General features: G+C 71.4%; 12 protein-coding genes. 3 read left to right on the plus strand and 9 right to left on the minus strand.

From position 1 onward, the window contains the following. Positions 1–4 precede the first annotated feature (4 nt). The gene (locus tag ACWH49_RS11935) at positions 5–6,091 is read left to right on the plus strand and encodes a CHAT domain-containing protein (protein ID WP_448171668.1); all 6,087 of its coding nucleotides are present in this window, start codon (positions 5–7) and stop codon (positions 6,089–6,091) included. On the opposite strand, the gene ACWH49_RS11940 is transcribed toward ACWH49_RS11935, so the two are convergent. The 5 genes from ACWH49_RS11940 to ACWH49_RS11960 form a co-directional block, all read right to left on the minus strand. Continuing rightward, positions 6,072–9,995 carry a PEP-CTERM sorting domain-containing protein gene (locus tag ACWH49_RS11940; protein WP_448171669.1) on the minus strand — a complete coding sequence of 1,308 codons (3,924 nt, stop codon included), beginning with the start codon at positions 9,993–9,995 and terminating at the stop codon, positions 6,072–6,074. The two genes, ACWH49_RS11935 and ACWH49_RS11940, sit on opposite strands and share 20 nt — an antisense overlap. Positions 9,996–10,133: 138 nt before the next feature. Further along, positions 10,134–13,238, minus strand: a complete 3,105-nt coding sequence (locus ACWH49_RS11945) for a tetratricopeptide repeat protein (protein WP_448171670.1) — start codon at positions 13,236–13,238, stop codon at positions 10,134–10,136. 36 nt (positions 13,239–13,274) lie between these two features. Continuing rightward, the gene (locus ACWH49_RS11950) at positions 13,275–14,042 is read right to left on the minus strand and encodes an SDR family oxidoreductase (RefSeq protein ID WP_056472577.1); all 768 of its coding nucleotides are present in this window, start codon (positions 14,040–14,042) and stop codon (positions 13,275–13,277) included. Between the two features lie 32 nt (positions 14,043–14,074). Continuing rightward, the gene (locus tag ACWH49_RS11955) at positions 14,075–15,088 is read right to left on the minus strand and encodes an FHA domain-containing protein (RefSeq protein ID WP_448171671.1); all 1,014 of its coding nucleotides are present in this window, start codon (positions 15,086–15,088) and stop codon (positions 14,075–14,077) included. After that, positions 15,076–16,407, minus strand: a complete 1,332-nt coding sequence (locus tag ACWH49_RS11960; RefSeq protein ID WP_448171672.1) for a S1C family serine protease — start codon at positions 16,405–16,407, stop codon at positions 15,076–15,078. The genes ACWH49_RS11955 and ACWH49_RS11960 overlap by 13 nt, the downstream gene beginning before the upstream one ends. A 115-nt stretch (positions 16,408–16,522) precedes the next feature. Between ACWH49_RS11960 and ACWH49_RS11965 the strand changes: the two genes are divergently transcribed. Further along, entirely contained in the window at positions 16,523–17,548 is a 1,026-nt protein-coding gene (locus ACWH49_RS11965) for an ABC transporter substrate-binding protein (RefSeq protein ID WP_448171673.1), read from the plus strand. A 16-nt stretch (positions 17,549–17,564) separates the two neighbouring features. On the opposite strand, the gene ACWH49_RS11970 is transcribed toward ACWH49_RS11965, so the two are convergent. The 4 genes from ACWH49_RS11970 to ACWH49_RS11985 form a co-directional block, all read right to left on the minus strand. Further along, the gene (locus ACWH49_RS11970) at positions 17,565–18,920 is read right to left on the minus strand and encodes a vanadium-dependent haloperoxidase (RefSeq protein WP_448171674.1); all 1,356 of its coding nucleotides are present in this window, start codon (positions 18,918–18,920) and stop codon (positions 17,565–17,567) included. A gap of 143 nt (positions 18,921–19,063) precedes the next feature. Then, positions 19,064–19,804: a LytR/AlgR family response regulator transcription factor gene (locus ACWH49_RS11975; RefSeq protein WP_448171675.1), complete on the minus strand. Its 741-nt coding sequence runs from the start codon at positions 19,802–19,804 to the stop codon at positions 19,064–19,066. A 23-nt stretch (positions 19,805–19,827) separates the two neighbouring features. After that, positions 19,828–20,946, minus strand: a complete 1,119-nt coding sequence (locus tag ACWH49_RS11980) for a sensor histidine kinase (protein ID WP_448171676.1) — start codon at positions 20,944–20,946, stop codon at positions 19,828–19,830. Further along, complete coding sequence (locus ACWH49_RS11985) at positions 20,943–22,034, minus strand: sensor histidine kinase (protein WP_448171677.1); 1,092 nt, start codon at positions 22,032–22,034, stop codon at positions 20,943–20,945. Before ACWH49_RS11985 ends, ACWH49_RS11980 begins: the two co-directional genes overlap by 4 nt. A gap of 171 nt (positions 22,035–22,205) precedes the next feature. On the opposite strand from ACWH49_RS11985, the gene ACWH49_RS11990 reads away from it, so the two are divergent. Continuing rightward, entirely contained in the window at positions 22,206–23,021 is an 816-nt protein-coding gene (locus tag ACWH49_RS11990) for an ABC transporter ATP-binding protein (protein ID WP_448171678.1), read from the plus strand. Positions 23,022–23,030 lie beyond the last annotated feature (9 nt).

Genomic DNA, 23,030 nt, shown 5'->3' on the forward strand with positions numbered 1-23,030 from the left:
CGCTGTGGCCACCGACCGCACCGTCCCGATCCGCCTCGTCGGCCAGGTCGCCGATCGCGATCGCCCGCCGCTGTTGAACCGCAGCACGCGCGCTGCCGGTCGCGCCGACGACATCTTCCTGCCCGACGGCTACCTGCTTCCGCAGGCGGCATTCGACGTCGGCCCGGCGGCACGCGACGTGGTCAACGCGGCGCCGCAGGCGCACGACGCCGCGCCCGGCGAGATCGTCGTGCTCGAACTCGCCGATGGCAGCACGCTGATCACCGGCGCCGAGCGGCTGCGCGCGTCGCTGCAGCTCACCCATCCGGAGATGATTGCCGCCGACGGCGCGATCCTGCTCGAGAAGCTGCGTGCCGACGGCGCCGCGCCGGGGCGCGGCTTCGGCGAAGCGATCGGCGGGATGATCAGCAAGGTGTTCGCGTTCGCGGTCGGCCAGGAACCGGACGCGATCATCCGCGATGCGCTGCTCGACGTGCCGAACCCGCTCGAGCTCGGCGTGACCTGGGCCGGCACCAAGGCGCTGATGGCCGCGATCGAGAAGCGGCTCGACCAGCCGCCCGGCCTGTACCGCTGGATCGGCGCGACCGGCAAGCCGACCGACCTGGAAGCAGTCGATCTCAACGACCCGCTGCTGCCGCGCCCGGCGGCCGAGCGACCGATGCTGGTGTTCGTACACGGCACCGCGTCGAGCACGCTCGGCAGCTTCGGCGACCTGCGCAGCGGCGACCGCGACCTGTGGGGCATGCTCGCCGGCCACTTCAGCGGCGGCATCTTCGCGTTCGAGCATCGCACGCTGTCGCAAAGCCCGATCGAGAACGCGATCGATCTCGCGAAGGCGCTGCCGCGCGGCGCGCAGGTCAGCCTGGTCTCGCACTCGCGCGGCGGGCTGGTCGCCGACCTGCTGTGCCTGGGCGAATTCGACAAGCTGATCGACCACTACGCCTATGCGTTCAAGGGCACCGGCGATGCCGATCCCGAGGAAGCGCGCCGTGTCATCGGCGAACTGAAGAAGGCGCACAAGGAGCAGCAGGCGCAATTGCGTGTGTTGGCCAACGTGCTCGCCGATCGCAAGATCACCGTCCAGCGCTATGTGCGCGCCGCGAGCCCTGCGGCCGGCACGCTGCTGGCGAGCGGCAACCTCGATGTCTTCCTGAGCGGCATCCTGAGCCTGATCGGCCTGGTGCCGTTCTTCTTCGGCAGCCCGATCTATTCCGCATTCAAGCGCGTCGTCTGCGAGATCGCGAAGAACCGCACCAACGCGCACGTGGTGCCCGGCATCGAGGCGATGCTGCCCGACTCGCCGATGGCCCGCCTGCTGCGCGACGCGCCGGTGCGCGCCGGCACGCAGATGGCGGTGATCGCCGGCGACATCCAGGGCGGCAACATGCTCAGGCGCCTGGGCGTGCTGCTGACCGACTTCCTGCTGTTCGACAACGAGGACAACGACCTCGTCGTCAACACCACGTCGATGCTCGCCGGCATCGCGCCCAAGGCCGAGGCGCGCGTGCTGTTCGATCGCGGTGCGGATGTCTCGCATTTCCGCTACTTCGCCAACATCGACACCCGCGCGGCGTTGCGCGACTGGCTGATCGTGCGCGAGCCGGCGGAGCTCACCGTCTTCCGCGGCCTGCCCACGCCGACCGAGTTCGCCCAGGCGCTCGCCAATTCCGCGCCGAGTCGCGACGCGTCGGCGGCGGACCGCCCGGTCGTCGTCGTGCTGCCGGGCGTGATGGGCTCGCACCTGCAGGCCGCCGGGCGCGACCGGGTCTGGTTCGACCCGCTGGACATCGCTTCCGGCGGCCTCGCGAAGATCGCCTGGGGCGAGCCGTCGGTCGAGGCCGAATCGCTGTTCGCGATGTTCTACGGCAAGGTCTGCGAGCACCTGGCCGCGAGCCACCGCGTCGAGCCGTTCCCGTACGACTGGCGCCAGCCGCTCGACGTGCTGGCCGAGCGTTTCGGCGAGTTCCTCGACCGCCTGATGAAGGAGACGCAGCAGCCGATCCGCCTGCTCGCGCACAGCATGGGCGGGCTGGTGGTGCGTGCGACGATCCACAAGCGCCGTTCGGTGATCGACGCGCTGATGGCGCGCGACGGCGCGCGCTTCGTGATGCTGGGCACGCCGAACCAGGGCGCGCACTCGATGGTCGAGAACGTGATCGGCAAGGGCGACACGCTGCGCACGCTGGTGCGGCTCGACATGCGGCACGACATGCAGCAGGTGCTCGACATCGTCGCCGGCTTCCGCGGCGCGCTGCAGCTGCTGCCCAAGCCCGGCTTCGTCGACATGTTCCAGGGGCTGGAAGGGGGCGGCGGCCACTACGCCTACCAGCAGGCCGACACCTGGGTCGCCATGAAGGAGAAGGTCACCGATCTCTGGTTCGGCGACCACCACGCCGGCACGCCGGCGCAGGACGTGCTCGACCAGGCGAGCTGGCTGTGGGCCGCCGATGGCCTGGACACGCCGAAGCTGCCGGCCGAGTACGAGGGCAAGAGCATCTACGTCTTCGGCGTCGCGCCGAACACGCCCTGCGGGGTGCGCGAGGAGCCCGACGGTCGGGGCGGCGTGCGCCTCAAGATGGTCGGCACCACGCGTGGCGACGGCACCGTGAGCTGGGAGTCGGGCCGCATCGGCGGCATCGGCCGCTACTACTACCTGCCGGCGGCCCACGGCGACCTGCCGTCGACCAAGGAATATTTCGAGGCGCTGGCCGACCTGCTCAGCGCCGGCTCGACCGCGCGGCTGAGCACCAGCCCGCCGGCGGTGCGCGCGATCCAGCAGCCGCTGCCGATCACCTACGACGCCGGCCCGCCGACCGCCGACGACCCCGACGCGCTGCAGCGCGGCCTGATGGGCGGCTCGCGTCGCAACCGCGTGCCGCCGCGTCCGAAGCGCCGACTCGAAGTCAGCGTGCGGGCGATGGACCTGCGCTTCATCTCGCAGCCGATCATGGTCGGCCATTACGAGCGCGATCCGATCGCCGGCGCCGAATCGCTGATCGACCGCGAGCTGCTCGACAACGACCTCAGCGAGCGCTACAGCCTGGGCATGTATGCCGGTGCACGCGGCACCGCCACGGTGGTGCTGCGCGTGCCGAACGAGCTCGAGCGCCGGCGCGGCAGCCTGAGCGGGGCGGTCGTCACGGGCCTCGGCTCGTACGACCGGGCGCTGAGCCCGCTCGACCTGACCGACGCGGTGCGCACCGGCGCGCTGCGCTACCTGCTGCAGGTGATCGACGTGCTCGGCAACGCGCCGCGCAAGGTGCCGCTCGCCACGCTGCTGATCGGCTTCAACTCGTCGGCCAACCTGACCGTGGCCGCCTCGGTCGAGGCGCTGGTGCGTGGCGTGATGCAGGCCAACGCCAAGTTCTTCGAGACCACGGGGCTGGCGATCCACATCGACCGGCTCGACATCGTGGAGCTCTACATCGACACGGCGATCAGCGCCGTCTACGCGCTGCGCAAGCTCGCGCCGCAACTCGCGACGCTCGCCACCAAGCACGGCGCGATGCTGGTGTGCCGCAGCGAGCTCACCCAAGGCGAGGGCATGCGGCTGCGCCTGTCCGACGAGCGCAGCTCGAGCTACTGGCCACGCCTGATCATTGCCGACGCGGACCAGGGCGAGCAGGATGTCCAGCCGCCGCGGGGCGCGCCGCCGCCGCTGCTGGCGCGGATGCCGGCGCCGATTGCCGACCGGCTGCGCTTCACCTACGTGGGCCAGCGCGCGCGCTCGGAGTCGATCGCGCTGCAGCGCCAGCCCGGGCTCATCGAGCAACTGGTCGCCGAGCAGATCCACAACCCGACCTGGAACGAGGACTTCGGTCGCATGCTGTTCCAGCTGATGGTGCCGCACGACTTCAAGGACGCGGCGAGGCAGCTCGCGCGCGTCGTGCTCGTCGTCGACGGCTGCACCGCCAACCTGCCCTGGGAGCTGATGCTGGCCGACGAGAGCGGCCGCGCCGACGACGACAAGCGTCCGCTCGCGCTGCGCACCGCGGTCGTTCGCCAGCTCACCACCGGCACCTTCCGCAACCAGGTGCGGCAGGGCATCGAGCGGCGCGCGCTGGTGATCGGCAACCCGTCGGTCGCCGGCTTCACCGACGCGTTCCCGCTGTTCGAAGGCCGGCCGACGCAGGCCCCGCCGCCGCTTTCCGGCGCGCAAGCCGAGGCCGAGGCCGTCGGCGGCGTGCTCGCGAGCATGGGCTACCAGGTCGAGACCGCCATCGGCCCCGACCAGCTGGCCGCGCACGTGCTGACCAAGCTGTTCGCGCAGCCGTGGCGCATCCTGCACATCTCGGCGCACGGCGTGTTCGACCTGCCGCATGTCGACGGCCGGCACCGCAGCGGCGTGCTGCTGTCGGGCGGGTTGCTCATCACCGCCGCCGAGATCGCGGCGATGGAGACGGTCCCTGATCTCGTGTTCCTGAACTGCTGCCACCTCGGCCAGATCGACAGCGGCGGCGGGCGCGGCAACAAGCTGGCGGCGAGCATCGCGCGCGAGCTGATCGAGATCGGGGTGCGCTGCGTGATCGTCGCGGGCTGGGCCGTCAACGACGACTCGGCGCGTTTCTTCGGCCAGAGCTTCTACGAGCGCCTGCTGCTCGACCGGCTGCCGTTCGGCGAGGCCGCGTTCAAGGCGCGCGAGGCCGTCTGGCGCGAGCACCCCGAGGACATCACCTGGGGCGCGTTCCAGGCCTACGGCGAGCCGAGCTGGCTGGCCGAGCCGCGTGCCGCCGACACGCCGGCCGGCGCCGGCGGCGATCCCGTCGTCTCGCCGGAGGAACTGCTCGACGAGCTGGCGCGCCGCCGCGCCGACCTGTCCCGCCGCCGCGACAAGCTCTCCGACGCCGAACGCCGCAGCCAGGTCACCGCGATCGACGTGCTGCTGCGCGAGCGCTGCCCGCCAAGCTGGCAGTACCTGCCGCAGCTGCAGTCGGCGCTTGGCCGCACCTGGTTCGAACTCGGCCAGTACGAGCTGGCGCGCGAGTGCCTGCTGCGCGCGGTGCAGGCCGTGGACACGACCGGCCTGGTGCCGATCCAGGACATCGAAAAGCTCGCGAACGTCGAGATCAAGCTCGGTGAGCAGCGCGCCGAGGCCGAGATCGTGCCCGGACGCGCCGGCGAACCGGGCGCGCATGAAGCGGCGCGCCTGATGGACGTGGCGCTGGAACGCCTCGACGGCCTCGATGCGGTGGTGCGCAACGCCGAGCAGGCGGCCGAGGCTGCCCAGGGGGCCGGCGCTTCCGACGCCGTGCGCGCGCCCGCGCTGGCGCCGCACCGCGAGCGCGCCGCGCTGCGCGGCAGCGCGCTGAAACACAAGGCCACGTACCATGCGCGCCGGCTCCTCGCCGGGGGTCTGGACGAGGCCGCGAAGGACGCCGTTCGCCATGCGATGGAGGACTGCCTGCTGCGCGCCATCGCCGCCTACCAGAGCGGCGAGGGCAGCCCGGGCAGCGATGGCTTCAGCCCGTACCATGCGCTGAACCGGCTGGCGCTGGACGCATTGACCGACTGGGCCAGCCCGGACAACCTCGGCGCCGCGGTCGAACTGGCGCAGCAGTGCCGGCGTGCGGCCGAGCAAGGCTTCAACACCACGCCGAACCTGTGGGACGCGGTCACGCAGCCGGAAGCGCTCCTGATCGAACGCGTGCTCGACGGCCAGTTCAGCCAGTCCGGCGAGGCCGGCCGCGCGGTGTTCGAGGAGGTCGCACGCGCATATGCCGACGCGATGCTGAACATCACCGTCAAGCCATCTCAGATCGAGGCGATGGTGTCACAGATGGAGCTGATGTCGCGGCTGTGCGATGCGCTGTCGGTGCTGCGCTTCGGCGACGAGGCGCTGGCGCGCACCGCGACCCGGCTGCTCGACCTGGTGCAGCGCGTCCAGCCCGGCCGCGCGCCGCGGCGGGATCGGCCGCATGCGCGTGCGAACAATGGCGCGTCGCCGACGCAACCGGTTCCGCCCGCAACGGAGAAGGCGACCCGACAGGCGCCCGCGAAGGCGGCAGCCAAGAAGGCGGCAGCCAAGAAGACGGCAGCCAAGAAGGCGGCGCCGCGCCGCGTCGCAAAGAAAGCTAGCGGCCGGCCGCGTTGAGCGCGCGGCGCCGCGCCGCCACGCCCATCAGCGCCATGCCGATGAGCATCAGTGCCCAGGTCGAGGGCTCGGGGATCGCCGCGGTGGTGACTGCGAATGAACCGTCGGCGCTCAGCCGCAGACTGGTGACATCGAACACGTCGGACTGGGCGGCGATGCGGCTGCCGTCGATCACCGTGGACCAGTCCTGGCCGGCGCCGAACACCGTCGACAGGCCGGTGATCTCGCCGGTCAGCAGGTTCTGCGACTCGATGAAGTTGTCGAGGTCGAAACCACCGCTGGCGGCAAACGCCGTCGGGTCGGTGTTGCCGAGGAAGTTGAAGATCACCTGCAGCTTGCTCAGGTCGAAGGTCGCATCGTTGCCGATGATCAGGTGGTCGATGCTGTAGCCCGCGCCGGTGTCGAGGATGTCGAGCACCAGGCGGCTGCCGTCCAGCGTGATCAGGTTGCAGTTGATCGTGATGCGACCCGGCGAGTTGCCCGGGCTGATCGTGCCGCCGACGATCACGTTGCCGCTCGCGTTGATCACGCCGCCATCGCCGCTCAGCAGCCCGAGCGCGCCGATCTCGAAGGTCGTCGTGTTGACCGTGCTGTCGTTCAGGATCAACTGGCCGGTGCCGCCGGGGTTCTGCACGCCGACCACCGCGCTCGGCGTGGCGCCGACGCCGACATAGCCCGTGTTCAGCACCGTCCCGGCGCTCAGCGTCAGCGTGCCGGTCGAGCCGGGCTGGCCGGCGATGATCACCGAGCCGTCGGCGGCCGTCGCAGTCAGGCTGCCGATGTTGACCGTGCTCGCGCTGATCGTCGCGGTGCCGGTACCGTCGTGACCGACCCGCATCGACGCCAGGCCCGGTTGTGCGATCACGTTGATCGTCGAGTTGCTCACATTGAGGGTGCCGGTGCCGAGGGGATTCACCGGCGTGCCACCGATATTCAGGCTGGCGCCGGCGGAGCCCGGATTGGAAATCGTGACGGTGCTGCCGTTCGAAATCGTCGCGGTGCCGGTGCCGCCGCGGTTACCGATCGACAGCGATGCGCCGCTCAGCACACTCCCCGTCTGCTGTCCGGTCATGGACAAGGTGCCGGCGTTGACCGTCAGGCTCCCGAAGCCCTCGCTGCGGCCGACGTTCATGTTGGTCGCGCTGACCGAACCGCCGTTGTTGATGGTCAATTGGCCGCTCGCACCGGCTCCGCGCCCCACGGAGATGAACGCGTCGCTGCCGGACACCGCGATCGCTGAGCCGGCGCCCGTGACCGTCGCCGAGCCGGAGCCGCCACCGACGGTGTCGCTGAATCCGCCGATGCCGAGGTAGGTGATACGGTTGTCCGCCACCGTCGAAACGGCGTTGCCTTGCATCAGCAACTGGCCGCCGCCGGAGACCAACAGCTGGCCGGTCGCGTCCGCAAAGCGACCGACCGCCATGAACGGATTGAAATTGTCCGGCACGCCGGCCGGGAGGGCCAGGGAAGTCGACGCGATTTGTACCAGCGAGCCCGGGCCGCTGATCGTCAGACTGCCGAACGAGCCCGCGTCACGACCCACATTCATTCCCGGGCTGCTGTCGCCCGATCGTGTGTCGCCGCCGCCGTCGGAGATCGACCAGACTCCGCCGTTGCTGACCGTCGCGGTGCCGTTACCGCCGCGGCCCACGGTCGCGAACGCAGCGCTCGGGATGCCGTTGGTGCCGGTACCGGAAAGCGTCACGTTCGACCCGGCGCCGCTGATCGTCAGCGTGCCCGAGGCGCCGGCGACCGTGCCGAGGTTCATGCCGCCGGCGACGATCGCCGAGCCGCCCGTCACGGAAACGGTACCGACGCCGCCGACCTCGGAGCCCATCGACATCCCGCGCGTCGGGCCGATCAGCAGCGAACTCCCTCCCGCCAGCGTCATCGTGCCGTTGCCATCTCGCCCGACGGTCACGCCGCCACCCGGCACCGGCCCCAGGATCTGAATCGACGAGCCGCCGCTCAGCGACACGGCGCCGGTGCCGCCGCCCACGAACTGATCGCCGCCGACCGCCATGCCGCCCGGCGACACCAGATTGGTGATCGTGAACACCGAGCCGTTGCTCAGGTTCAGCTGGCCGCTGCCACCCGTGCCGCGCCCGACGGTGACGCCGGCGCCGAGGTTGACGTTGTCGGTCCTCACGCCGGCGAGCGCCACTGTGCCGTTGTTGAGCGTGACGGTCCCGGTGCCGCCGGTGTCGCCGATCAGCAGGCTGGTGGCGGTGACCGTGCCCTGGTTCGTCACGTTCAGCGTGCCATTGGCGCCCGCGCCGCGGCCGACGCCGATGAACGCGTCGACACCTTGCACCCGGATCGCCGAGCCCGCGCCGGTCACCGTCGCCGTGCCGGTGCCGCCGGCGGTCGCGCCGTTCTGGCCGCCGATCAGCAGCGTGGTGTCGTGCGAGTTCGCGACCGTCGACAGCGCGTTGCCCTGCAGCACCAGCTGCCCGCCGCCGCTGACGGTCAGGCTGCCACTCGCGCCGGCGAAGCGCCCGACCGCGACGAAGGGGTTGAAGTTGTCCGGCAGGCCGGCGCTCGGCGCGATCGATGTCGAGGTGACCTGCACCAGCGAGCCAGGCCCCGCGATCGTCATCGCGCCGAACGAACCGGCATCGCGGCCGATGTTCATGAACGGGCTGCCGCTGCCGGTGCTCGAGTCCGCGCCGCCGTCGCTGATCAGCAGGCTGCCCCCGTTGCTCACTGTCACCTGGCCGGTGCCGCCATCGCGTGCGATGTTGATGCCCGCGGCACCGTTGCTGGTCGGCGTTCCCACGCCGCTGAGCGTCATCGTCGAGTTGGCGCCGTCGATCGTCAGCGTTCCGTTGCCACCATTGCGCCCCACGGTCACGAACATGGCCGAGGCGGTCGCCCCGCTCAGCACGCTCATCGCACCTTGACTGCTCGCGGCGTTCACGCCGATGGCGATGTTCGGGTTGTTCCCCTGCACTTTCACCGCGGAGCCGACACCGGTCACGGTCAGCTGGCCCTGCCCGCCGTTCGTGCCCAGCACCAGGCTGTCGAAGTTGGTGCTGGCGCCGCCGGTGCCGTCGACGATCAGCTGGCCGCCGTTGCGCACGGTGATGTCGGCATGGCCGCCGGCGCCGCTTCCCGCGGCGAAGAACGCGCCGGTGTTGTCGATGGTGTTGCGCGTGGCGATCCACTGCGAGCCCGCGCCATCGACCACGATCGTCGCGAACGCCTGCTCGGTGCCGAGCGCGGCGCTGCCGCCGTACGGTCCCACGCCGGCCGAGACGTTCTGCGTGCGCAGCGTGCCGCCGTTGAGGACATTGACCGCGGCCGTGGTGGTGCCGCCGGGTGTGCCGAAGTCGAAGCCGTCGCGGGCCTGGGTGAACACCGCGGCCTGGCCGACCACGAAGTTGCGCAATGTGCGCACCTCGGAGCCGGCCCCGATGACGTTCAGCGTGCCGGTCGAGCCGGCGCCGTTGCCGACGAAGCCGTAGCAGAAGCCGGTACTGCAGGCGGCGGCATTGAGCGTCGCGTCGACCAGCGCGCCGGCCGACACCGTGAGCGTGCCGGTGCCCCAGTTGCCGATCTCGAGGCGGTTGTTCGTGCCGCCGAATTGCGCCACGGTGCCGGCGCCGGTGACGGTCACCGTGCCGCTCCCGTTGCCGGCATTGGCGACCGTCAACATGTCGGCCTTGAGCAGGGCGCCGGTCAGTGCGGAGAAGCTCCCCGGCGCAGCGTTGCCCACCGACAGCGTGTTGCCGGTGAAGTCCAGCACTGGCGCGGCCGGGTTGATGGGAAAGTTGGTCGGGAAGGTCGAGACCGACCCGCTGGACGTGAAAAACTGCGCCTGCGCGGGCTGCAGCGGCCAGGCGGCTGCGATGGCGAGGGTGATGCCGGCCAGCCGGCGCGCAGCCGAGTTCGCGTGGTTCATGTCCGCCTCTGCAAACGTCGGTAGCGTTTGATGTCGCGGACTATGACGCTCGTCTACCGGCTTGGATACCCCAAGAACTTCACAAAAAGTTGCATTTGACCCCCGCGGTCGCGCGCGGGGAAAGCCCGTTTGTGGCGGTCAACCGCGCCTTGCTCGGACGCGTGCCCGGGTCAGCAAGGCACGGGTCCGGCGGATCGCTTCCTCGGCATCGGGGCGGGTCGACTGGATCATCAGCGCGCGCTCCAGCAGCGGCCGCGCCAGTGCGCGCTCACCGCGGGCGAGCAGCGCCTGACCGAGCAGGACGAGCGTCTCGGCCACGGTGGCGTGCTCGCTGCCGAGCGCGCGCTCGTGGATTTCGAGCGCCCGCCGGGCCAGCACTTCGGCATCGGCGGCATCACCCTGATCGAGGCGCAGGCGTGCGAGGCTGCCGAGGCTCCAGGCGGTCCATTCGTGCTGCGGCCCCAGCGTCTTCTCCCACATGGCCAGGCTGCCGCGCGCCAGCGGTTCGGCCTCGGCCAGACGCCCGAGCCCGCGCAGCGCCTCGGCCAGGTTCCACATCGACAAGCCGGTGTTCGGATGTTCGGCCGGCAAGGTGCGCTGCTGCGCGGTCAGCGCGCGGCGGATCAGCGGTTCGGCGGCAGCGTGGTCCTGCTTCTTCGACAGCACGTCGCCGAGCGCGGTGAGGGCGAACAGCGTGTCCGGGTGATCGGAGCCGAGCAGCCGCTCGCGGATCTCGAGCACGCGCCGGCTCAGCAGCTCGGCCTCGTCGTTGCGCCCGAGTTCGCCGACGGTGCTGGCCAGCAGGTCCAGCGTGCCGACCGTCAGCGCATGTTCGGGGCCCAGGGCCCGCTCGCGAATGGCGAGCGCGCGCCTGAATTCCGGTTCCGCGGCCCGGTGATCGCCGCGGCCGACGTACAGGCCGCCGAGCACGGCGACGGTGCGCGCGGTATCGGGATGGTCCGGCCCCGGAGCGACCTGCTGGATCGCGATCGCGCGCCGCAGCAGCGGCTCGGCGCGTGCCACGTCGCCCTGCTGCACGCAGACCCGTGCGAGGTTGGTCAGCGCCTTCGCGGTCTCGGCATGATCGGCGCCGAACTGGGTTTCGCACAGGCCGATCAGGCCCTCGGCGAGCGGGCGCAGGGTCGGCCCCGCGTAGGCATTCAGGTAGTTGTAGAACTGCGTGTCGAACCAGCCGACGTACTCGGGCAGGTCCGCGATGCAGCGGTGGTAGTGCACCTCCGCCAGCGCGCGGCACGAGGCCGGCGTCACCGCCTGCGGCGATTGCACCTCGGCGCGGGCGCTCCAGTAGCTGCCCATCGCACGGTGCCCGGCGCGCTTCGGCCCCTTGAGCACCGAGTCGTAGGCGACCTGGTGCAACAGGTTGTGCTTGAACGCGTACTCCTGCCCACCGTCGCTGCCCGACCCGTCGCGCCGGACGATCAGCTGCTTGTGCAGCAACGCGGGCAATGCCGCAGGTGCGGCGGCGTCGAGGGCGGCAAGGGACTGGTCGGAGAACACCTGCCCGATCACGGCCGCGTGCTGCAACGCCGAACGCTCCGCGCGGCCGAGCGCGCCGAGCCGCGCTTGCAGCACGCCGGTCAGCGTCGGCGGCACGCTTGCGCGCAGCAGCCGGTCCGCCTGCACCCGCCAGCCCTCGGCGTCGGCAACGATCACGCCGTCGTCGAGCAGCATCTTGACCAGTTCCTCCATGTAGAACGGGTTGCCCTCGGCGCCGGTGGTGATCAGCGCGCGCAGCGCCTCGGGCACCTGCTCGATGCGCTGCAACAGTGTCTCGGCCAGCCGGATGCTGTCGTCGCGGTCGAGCGGCGCGAGGTCGAGGCGCTGGTGCAACGGGTCGGCGTCGGCCCAGTCGGGATGCTGCTCGAACAGTTCGGGGCGGGTCAGGAACAGCAACAGCAACGGCGTGTCGCGGTTCGACTGGAGCAGGTAGCGGGCGCAGGCGAGCGAGCCGCCGTCGGCCCAGTGCAGGTCGTCGAGCACCTCCAGCACCACCGGCCGGCCCGTGCCGCGGGCAAGGCCGCGCACCAGTTGGCCCACCACCGCGAAGGCCTGGTCGCGGATTCGCTGCGCGTCCCCGAGCAGCGGCCCGATGTGGGGACTGCCGGAGAAATCGAGGCCGATCAGGTGTCCGACCAGGTGCGCGGGAGCTTCGCCGGCCTCGCCCAGCAGCGGCGCGAGGCCGGCGACGAAGCGGCTGCGCGCGTCATCGGCGCTGTCGGTATCGGCGATGTCGAGCTGACGCAGCAGCAGGTCCCGCAGCATGCCGTAGGGTTGCAGCGCGCTGCGTGGATGGGCCTGGCCGAGAAGCAGATGAACCGCGCGCGATTCGCGGGCCAGTTCGGCACGGAATTCCGCGAGCAGCCGCGTCTTGCCCAGCCCCGCCTCGCCGACGATGGTGACGGCCTGCAGCCGGCCGCCTTCGGCCGCGACGCGGAAGGCGGCATGCAGCCGCCCGAGTTCACGGTCGCGGCCGATCAGCGGCGTACGAACGCCGCCCAGGCCGCGACCGGATTCGCGCTGCGCGCGCGGGCGCACCCCACGCACCAGGTAGCTGCGCACCGGCGCTTCGACGCCCTTGACGGCGATCGGGGCCTGCTCCTCGCAGTCCAGCGCGCCGAGCACCTGACGGTAGGTCGCCAGGCTGATGCGCAACCCGCCGGCAGGCGCCGACTGCTCCATGCGCGCCGCCACGTTGACGACCGAGCCGCGAATGCTGCCCTCCGCATCGACGCCGCCGCCCAGCAGCACGGTGCCGGTGTGGATGCCGGCGCGCACGTCGAAATCGGGGATGCCGTGCTCGCGGCGGACGCGTGGCGCCATGGCCTTGGCTTCGGCCAGGATGCCCAGACCCGCGAGGACCGCGCTCTCGGCGTCATCCTCGAGCGAGGCGTCGGTGCCGAAGGCCGCGAGCATGCCGTCGCCGGTGTATTGCAGCACGCGACCGCCGCGCGATTCGACGATCGAGGTGAAGCGCTCGAGCGCGCCGTCCATCACCGTGTGGATGTCCTCGGGCGCGAGCTTCTGGCCGATCGCAGTCGAGCCGACGACATCGACGAACAGCACCGACACCTGCTTGAGCTGCTGCGCCGTCGCGTTCTGCAGCGCCGCGAGCGCGTGGCGCAGCGGCGCGAGCGCGGTGTCGACCACGACGTCGCCGAGCAGGCCGCGCTGGGCCTCGAGTGCAGCGATCGTCGCTGCGATCCGTTCCGGGGTGTCGTTCATGGCGGCCGACGCGAGTCGTGTTGCCGCCGGAGTGTCTCAGCGTCCGCCGGTCACGTCGAGCACGCTGCCGGTGGTGTAGCTCGACGCGTCGGACATCAGCCAGACGATCGCCTCGGCGACTTCCTCGGCGCTGCCGGTGCGCTGCATCGGCACCATCGGCGCCATCTGCTTGGCGCGGTCGGGCGTGCCGCCGGAAGCGTGGATCTCGGTCTCGATCAGGCCCGGCCGGACCGCGTTGACGCGGATGCCTTCGGTCGCGACTTCCTTGGCCAGACCCATCGTGAACACGTCGATCGCGCCCTTGGCCGCGGCGTAGTCGACGTACTGCCCCGGTGCGCCGAGGCGGGCCGCCGCGGACGACAGGTTGACGATGCTGCCGCCGCTGCCGCCGTGCGTGGTCGACATCCGCTTGATCGCCTCGCGCGCGCAGATGAAGCTGCCGAACACGTTGATCGAGAACATGCGCTGCAGGCGCTCCATCGTGATGGCGTCGATGCGGGTCTGCAGGTCGACGACGCCGGCGTTGTTGACGAGCGCGCCCAGGGGCGGCAGCTCGGCGTCGATCGCCGCGAACATCGCCAGCACCTGCGCCTCGTCGGCGACGTCGGCCTGCACGGCCAGCGCCGTGCCGCCGGCGTCGCGGATGCGCGCGACCATCCCTTGCGCGGCGGCCGTGCCGTGGGTGTAGTTCACCGCCACGGCCCAGCCCCGCTGGGCGGCGAGCCAGCTCGTCGCGGCGCCGATGCCGCGCCCGCCGCCGGTCACGAGGACGGTGCGGGGGGCGGATGGGGAAGTCGTGGTCATGGGGTCTCCTGTGTGTTCTTGGGGGTGGACGGTCACTCGTCGTCGGCGCGCGGGCCGTCATCGCCGCGCGCCGGTTCCTTCGCCTTCTTGTCGAGCTGGGTTTGCAGTGTCGCGAGGGCGTCGACGAAGGTCTCGACCGGCACCGGGCGAGCCAGCCGCAATGCGGGGGGGAACAGGTGGCTCATGTAGAGCTCGTCGCCGAACTGGTCGGTGCGCTGCACGTTGAACCAGAACGCGACGGCCACGCCGACGACCGCGCAGGTCGCCGCGGCCCACTTGAGCATGCGGTGCTTCGTCTGTTCGACCGCGAGCAAGTGGAAGTACAGCGCGGTGGCGATCACGACGATCGAGCCGACGAAATCGAAATCGGTCAGCCATGGCCACGAGAACGCGAACGCGAGCAGCGCCGGCACCACGGCGACCGCCATCAAGGCGAGGCTGGCATACAGGAACACGCGCAGATGCCAGCCGAAGCGTGCCTGGCGCGTGAAGGTCTTGGACAGCAGCGCCCAGGAACTGCACCACACCGCCGCGCCGAGCAGGCCGGCGAGCAGCGCGCTGCCGGCGGCACGCGCCAAGCCGTCGGGGTCGGTGTCGAGGTAGGTCGCGAACAGCGTGCCGCCGATCAGCAGCAAGGCGGCCAGCAGCAGGCTGCCGATGCGCCGATTCAGCGACCCCTCCGGCGCCAGCGCGACCTCGGGCGCCACCACCTGGCCCGACAGGCGCAGGCGCAACGGCGTGCGACCCAGCATCAGCTCGATCGGCGCACCGTCGGTCGCGAGCGCGGCGCGCTCTCCGCGGCCCAGGTGCCGGCGCCCGAGCGCGACGCCGTTGCGCGTGTCGGCGACCTCCAGCGCCAGGCCCGCGGTGTCGGGCACGATGCTCAGGTGGTGCGGCGCGACGTGCGCGTCGCCCAGCACGATGTCGTTGTCCAGCGCGCGGCCGATGCGCAGCGGCCACGCGTGCACCGTGAAGGTCTGGCGCGGGTGGCCGTCGCGGTCGAGCACGTCGACCACGGCCAGCGTGGCTGGGCCTACTTCACCCATTGGTAGGCCTCGAGGTAGTACTTCGCGAGCCGCTGCGCGTTCGCGAAGCTCAGCCCCTGCGCATCGAAGCGACCCTGGACGCCGGCCTGCGCCTGGTCGAGCGTGGCCACGAGCACGGCCAGGTCGTACAGCCCCGGCAGCTTCTTGTACGCACGCAGGCAGACCACTGCACGCAGCGGCAGCCCGCCCCGGTCGACATAGTCCTCGCGGCACTGCGGCTTGGTCTGGTGTTCCGCGCGCAGCCGCGTGAAGCTCTCGTTGCGAAAGCTCGCGGCGTAGCGCGCCGCGAAGCGCAGCGTGCCGAGCTTGCTGCCGTCGTAGCTCTCGTGGCGCACGCCGATCGCGCCGGTCGTGTAGTCCCCGACGAAGATGCGCGTGTCCATCACGCAGTCGGAGCGTTCGAGGTCGAGGCCGCCGGTGCGGGACGGCTCGCTGCTGCCCCAGCAGCGCATGAACTGGTCGATCGGCACCGGCACCTTGTAGCGCGGGTGGGTCATCGGCTTCCAGCCCTGCGCGATGAAGCGCTCGGTCAGCAGCGCCTGGTGCTGCATCAGCTGGTCGGTCACGAGGCCGTACGCGGCGGTCTTGATCGGCACGGCCTCGCGCCCGCGCGCCAGCAGCGCGACCGCGAAGCTCGCCGGCACCAGGAAGCTGACCTGCTCGCCGTCGACGCGCCGCGCCACGTTGATGCCGATCACGCGCCCCTGTTCGTCGAGCGCCGGCCCGCCGCTCATGCCGCCGCTGAGCGCACCGCCGAAAAAGATCTGCGGATAGAAGCTGCGCCGCACCAGCCCGTTGTAGGTGCCCTCGGTGACCGCGAAACCCACGTCGAGCGGGTTGCCGAGCGAGTAGATGCGCTCGCCCTGCGACAGCGGCTGCGCGTCGGGACGGAACGCGAGCGCGTCGAACGGGGCGGCCGGCTTGCCGGGGTCGGCGGTCTTCAGCAGCGCCAGGTCGTGCAGCACGTCGAGTTGCAGGATCGCCAGCGGCGCCTCGCGGCCGTCGGCGGTGACATAGACCAGGTCGTGGTGCTCGGGCTTGAGCGCCGCCTCTGCGACGACGTGGAAGTTGGTGACGATGTGGCCCTCGCCCGAGACCAGGAAGCCCGAGCCGACCGAGGTCTGGCTCGCGCGCCCCTTGAGCACGGTGCGGATCTGCACGAGCTGCGAGCGGGCCTGCTCGTAGACCTTGCGTGCCGACAAAGAGATCGGCGCCGAGGCCGCCGCGGTGGGCGCCGCGGCGGGCTGGGCGGCCGCGCCGGTCCCGAGGCCGAACGTGCAGAGCAGCGCGAGGATCGACCACACGGACAGCGACTTCATTGAAATTCATTCTACGGGCCGCGCCCGTGCGGCGTCGGACGGGGTGCGTTTCCCCGCTGTTGCGATGCGGTCGCCGCGGCTAGATTCGACCCTTCAAACCATGGAGAACCCACCGATGCAACGCCGAAGTTTCGTGGCGGCCGCCAGCGCGATGATCGCGCTGCCGTCGCTCGTGTGCGCGCAGAACCTCGAAAAGCCCAAGATCACGATCGCCGTGGGCGGCAAGAACTTGCTCTATTACCTGCCGCTGACGATCGCCGAGAGCCTCGGCTACTTCAAGCAGGAGGGGCTGGACGTGACCATCGCCGACTTCGCCGGCGGCTCGCGCGCGCTGCAGGCGATGATCGGCGGCAGCGCCGACGTGGTCTCCGGCGCGTTCGAGCACACGATCAACATGCAGGTGAAGGGCCAGCGGCTGCGCGCGTTCGTGCTGCAGGGCCGCGCGCCGCAGATCGTGCTCGGCATCAACCCGAAGACCATGCCGGGCTTCAAGAACGTCGCCGAGTTGAAGGGCAAGAAGCTCGGCGTCACCGCCCCCGGGTCGTCGACCAACGTGCTCGCGAACTTCGTGCTCGGCAAGGCCGGTTTGAAGCCGGGCGACGTGGCGATCGTCGGCGTCGGCGCCGGCAACGGCGCGGTCGCGGCGATGCGCGCCGGGCAGATCGACGCGATCAGCAACCTCGACCCGGTGATCACGCTGCTGGCCCGCTCCGGCGACCTGAAGATCGTCTCCGACACCCGCGTCGTCGCCGAGGCCGACCGGGTCTTCGGCGGGCCGATGCCGGCCGGTTGCATGTACGCGCCGCAGAGCTTCCTCGACAAGAACCCGGCCACCGCGCAAGCCATCGCGAACGCCATCGTGCGCGCCGATCGCTGGATCCATCAGGCCGGCGCCGGCGACATCATCAAGGCCGTGCCCGAGAGCTACCTGCTGGGCGACCGCGCGGTGTATGTCGACGCATTCCTCGCCGCGAAGGGGGCGTTGTCGGCCGATGGCTTGTTCCCCGAGGCCGGCGCCGAGACCGCGCGCCGCGCGCTGGCCAGCATCGACCCGGAGATCGCCGGCGCCAAGATCGACCTGGCGGCGATCTACACCAACGAGTACGCGCGCAAGGCGGCCGCGAAGTACCCGAAGGCGTAGCAGGGCCGGACGCGGATCACTTCGCCTCGAAGTGATACCGCATCACCCACTGCGCCGTCTTGCGCCCGAGCTGCACGCCGGCCTCGCCCGAGTTGCGGTAGTGCATGCCGCCGTAGACCCGCGCGTCGACGATGTCGCGCAGGAACGCGTCGGTCGAGTCGTAGTGGCGCGTCTTCTGCACCACCGAGGCGACCGTGCTGTCCCAGTCGAACGACAGCTTCTTGGTGCCGTAGAACTCGCGCAGCGACTCGGCGGTGGCGGAACTGACGCACCCGTGCGCGGCCGGGTATTCCGGGTGGTTCGGCGTGGGCACGACCGGTGTCCAGGCCGGGTCGGCGGTGGTGGCGGCGTTGCCGTCGGTGTCGGCCAGCGTGATCGCGCTGGTCGGGCGCCAGAACCCGTAGTGGTATTTCGCGTCGAAGCAGCCGATCGTCGCATCGGCGAGGGCGACGCTCAGGATCGCGAGCAGCCGCGCGTTGTCGGCCAGCGAGGCGTTGACGGTCGCGAAGCGGCGCTGATTGCGGTACGGCGCGACTGCGGGTGATTCGGTGTGGAAGCGCGCCAGGTCGAGCTGCTCGGCAGTGCGAAGGCTGCTCACGGTGCCGCCCATCGCCTTCGACTCGTCGAAGTCGCGGGTGTACACGTCGCTGCTCAATGCCGGTGGCGGCTCCGGCCGGAACTGGTCCGCGCTGCGCAACGTGAAGGGCCGGATGAACGGCCACTGGCGGTTCACCGGATTGACGCCGCGGAAGTCGCCCGCGGCCGTGCCCGGTACGAACGGCCCGAGCGCGACGCTGCGGCCGTCGTTCGCGCGCAGCGCCAGCGCGCCGGCAGCCGCCTCGGCGCCGATCGACACGCCGCGGGCCTTCGCATCGCCGTCGGCGATCGCGGCGAGCGCGCTGGCGTGCGCGGCCTCGTACTTGTCGCCGCGGCTCGGGAACAGTCCCTTCAGCACGCGGTAGGCGGCCTCGACGACCGCGGCCTGCGCCGACGCGCCGGCGGCCGGCGTCGTCGGCGTGGTCGCGAACGGGCGATGCGTGCCGGCGATCGCGATCACCGCGTCGTAGACCGCGACCTGCACGGTCGCGATGTCGGGGCCGCCGACGCGCTCCTCGGGCGTCGCGCCGGTCGGCGAGGACGGCACGTTGATCGTGTCGATCGCGATCGCGTGCCAGGTCGAGACCACGTTCGGGCCGAGCGGCACCAGGTCGTAGGCCTTCTCGCCGGTGCGCGCAGCGGCATTGACGGTCGCGGTGGGACCGCTGTCGGCGCTGCTGCCGCCGCCGCCGCAGGCGACCAGCGTCAGCGCGGCCAGTACCGAGGGGAGAACAGGGTGGATCGTTCGGGTTCGCGGGATCAGGGTCGTCGTCATGGTGGCCTCCGCTGGGATCGTGATGTGGGCCACGGCAAGGTACGTCGCGGGCGGAGCGATGGAAAGCGTCGGCCGACGAACCCGCGCCGGCGCCGACCAATCGGCCGCACGGCGGCATGAACGTCGCGCCGCCGCGGCCGCAGCTACATGTGCTTGAACAGATGCGTGTAGGCGCTGCTGACGCGCAGCGTCTCCGGGCGTTGCTTGAGCCGCAGCTCGAGGCGCCCGGAAACGCCGCGCCGCACGCTGTTCACCGCGTCGACATTGACGACCGTGCCGCGGTGGATGCGCCAGAACGTCGCCGGATCGAGGCGCGCCACCAGGTCCTGCAGCGGCGTCGAGATCAGCGCCTCGCCGTCCGCCGTGACGACGGCGACGTACTTGCTGTCGGCGCGGAAGTAGCAGATGTCCTCGACCGTGATCAACCGGATCTCGCGCCCGTTCAGCACCGTGATCCAGCGCAGCCGCTCGGTGCCCGGGCCCTGGCGGATCTGGTCCAGCAGGCGGCTGAGGTCGGCCGGCGGCCGGGGCAGGCGCTCGCGCACGCGGTGCAGCGCCCGGGCCAGGCGCGAGGTGTCGAGCGGCTTGAGCAGGTAGTCGACCGCGCCTTCCTCGAAGGCCTGGACCGCGTAGTGATCGAACGCGGTGATGAAGACGACGTGGGCGCGCACGCCGGTGACCCGTGCGACCTCGATGCCGGTCGGCCCCGGCATCTGCACGTCGAGGAACAGCACGTCGGGCCGGTGCTGCTCGATCGCGTGCAGCGCGGCGTGGCCGTCGTGCGCGACCGCGCAGATTGCCAGCTCGGGCCACAGGCGGGCGAGTTCCTCGCGCAGTTCGGCGGCCAGCAGGGGTTCGTCTTCGGCGATCAGCGCGGTGGGCATGGGCTCTCCCGTGGACGCCGACGTCAGGCGGCGTCGGCGAGGGCCGAATCGGCCCCCGTTCGTTCGACCAGCGGCAGGTCGAGGACCAGCAGCGGTGGCGCGGCCGTGACCCACAGCCGGGCCGCCTCGCCGTGCAACAACGCGAGGCGCTCGTGCAGCGGGCCGAGGTCGAGGGGGGCGCCCGCGCCCGGGTCGGTGCCGCAGCCGCTGCCCGCGAGCGTCACCAGCAGACGGCCGCCCGCGGCTTCGGCGTCGAGCTGCCAGGTACAACGCACGGCCCCTGGCGGGTCGATCATGCTGCGCAGCATCGGCAACGCGAGCATCGGCGCGAGCGCCGCCCGGCTGGCGCGCTCCGCCCGCGTCACTGCGACGCGCGGCAGGTCGGGCCGCAGCGCGCGCGTCACCTCCAGCCAGCGGCGGACGACCGCGAACTCGCGCTCGACCGTCGAGCCGGCGTCGGCCCAGCGCGGCAGCATGGCGCGCAGCAGCGCGATCAGGTCGGTCAGCAGGCGGTCGGCCGCGGGCGGGTCGTGGATCTGCAAGGTGCCGACGCGGCCGAGCGCGTCGAACAGCAGTTGCGGGTCGACCCGTGCCTGCAGCGCGAGCAACTCGGCCGACTGCAGCCGCTGCAGGTCCTGGGCGCGGGCGGCTTCGCTGGCACGCACCCGCGCATGGGTGCGCTGACTCGCGCGCCACAACGCATAGATCACGACGATCGTGCCGAACTGGAACGCGTAGGTGATCAGGAACCACGCGTGCCGGCCGACATGCTCGGCCGCCCGGTTGATCCGCCCGATCGGCAGGTGGAGCACCGCCTGCGAACAGGCCAGCGTCACCAGCAGCGCGGCCAGGTAGGCGCGCCACGGCCGCACCCCGTCGGCGATCGCCACCTCCGCGACGCGCAGCGTGAACACCAGCGGCAGGGTGCGGCCGATGAACGAGGTGAGCAGGGTCTTGCCGTAGGTCTTGGCCGGATCGAAGATCGGGTTCGTGCCCTCGGTCAACGAGATCAGGACGTAGCCACCGCTGTTGCCGAAGGCGAGCACGAACACCGACAACCCGGCCGCGAGCACCGCGTCGCGCCAGCCGAACGCCCGAGCGGCCTGGCCGACCCAGCGCAGCAGCGGCGAGGCCAGGCTCATCCGGCGAGCTCCGGCAGCACGATGGTCGCGATCACGCCGCGCGGCTGGTTGAGCTGCAGGCTCAGCGACGCCGCCGCCCCGTAGGCCGCGCGCAGCCGGCCGCGGATGTTGGCCAGCCCGGTGCCGCCGCCGCTGCCGGGCACGAGCCCGCGCCCGGTGTCCGCGACGCTGATCTGCAGCCGCCCCGCGGCGGCGCTGGCGCTGAGCCGGATCGCCCCGCCCTCGGGCAGCGGGTTCAGGCCGTGCTTGAGCGCGTTCTCGACCAGCGTCAGCAGCATCATCGGCGGCATCGGCCGCGTCTCGAGCGGCGCCGGCACGTCGACCTCGACCTGCAGCCGCGCCCCCATCCGCACCTGGTGCACCGCGAGGAAGGCCCGCACCAGCTCGGCCTCGCGGCCGAGCGTCGACTGCGCCGCGCGCATGCGCGGCAGCGCGACCTCGAGGTAGCGCTTCAGGTCGGCCAGCATCGCGAGGCCGGCCGCGCTGTCGGTTCGCAGCAGGCGGCGCAGGTTCGCCAGCGAGTTGAACAGGAAGTGCGGTTCGATCTGCGCCAGCAGCACCTGCAGTTGACCGGCTGCGAGCCGGCCGTCGAGTTCGACCCGTTCGAGCTGCTCGGCATGCAGTGCGTCGGCCGCGCGCTGCCGGGCGCGCACGAACTCGTGCACGCCGGCGACGGTGGCGGTGATCACCAGCACCTGGTGCAGCCGCGCCAGGCCCGCGAACGAGGTCATCGCCGGGGTCTCGCAGCCGCACGCCAGCCCCTGGAACAGCAGCATCAGCGCGCAGCCGGCGACGCTGGCCCCCAGCACCACCGCGGCCAGCACGAGCCAGCGTGCCGGGCCGCGCGCGGCGAGCAGCGGCCGCGCCGCGAAGACCAGCGTGACCGCCGGCAGCAGTCCGCCCAGGTAGCCCCGGATGCCGAGCAAGAGGTCCAGACCGATGGTCGCGGGCGCCGCCGCGCCGCGGATCCAAGCGCTCAGGCGCTGCTGCAGCACCACCCCGACGATCAACGTGACGGCCAGCGCCACGTCCAGCCCGTAGGCCTCGATCCAGGAGCGCGTGCGGCGGAAGCGGGGCAGCAGGTCCATGGTTCCCACGACGGCGGATGGGCGACCCCGGCGGGGCGCAGCCCGAACGAGCGTAGGCCCGAAGCGGCGCCTGTGCCATCCCCAACCGACGAATCGGCACTCGGCCCGTCCGGAACCGCCTGTGGTGTTCCCGAATCGCGCCGGGCCGGGCGATTGGTACAGTCGGCGGCCATGCCTCACGCCGAACCCACCGCCGCGCTCCGCCTCGGCAACGTCAGCTGCACCTTCGCGGACAAGGACGATCCGGGCCAGCGCTACACGGCCGTGCGCGACGTGTCGCTGACGGTCGGCGCGGGCGAATTCGTCAGCGTCGTCGGCCCCACCGGCTGCGGCAAGAGCACGCTGCTGAATGTCGCCGCCGGGCTGCTGGCGCCGAGCAGCGGCAGCGTCAGCGTGTTTGGCGAGGCGCTGAATGGCATCAACCGCCGTGCCGGCTACATGTTCCAGGCCGAGAGCCTGATGCCGTGGCGCACTGCGGCGCAGAACGTGACGGCCGGCCTCGAGTTCCGCGGTGCCGCCGATGCGCGGGCGCAGGCCGACGAGTGGCTGAAGCGCGTCGGTCTCGGCGGCTTCGGCGACCGCTATCCGCACCAGCTGTCGGGCGGCATGCGCAAGCGCGTCAGCCTGGCGCAGACGCTGGTGCTCGACCCGGACATCATCCTGATGGACGAGCCGTTCTCCGCGCTCGACGTGCAGACCCGCCAGCTGATGGAAAACGAGGTGCTCGACCTGTGGTCGTCGAAGAAGAAGGCGGTGCTGTTCATCACCCACGACCTGGACGAGGCGATCGCGATGAGCGACCGCGTCGTCTGCCTCAGCGCCGGGCCCGGCTCGCACCCGATCGGCGAGTTCGCGATCGATCTGCCGCGCCCGCGCGACGTGGCCGAGGTGCGGGCGACGCCGCGCTTCGTCGAGCTGCACCAGGCCATCTGGACGGTGCTGCGCGACGAGGTGCTCAAGGGCTACCGGCAGCAGCTGGCGGCATGAAATACCTTC

It is taken from the genome of Rhizobacter fulvus, assembly GCF_964020785.1.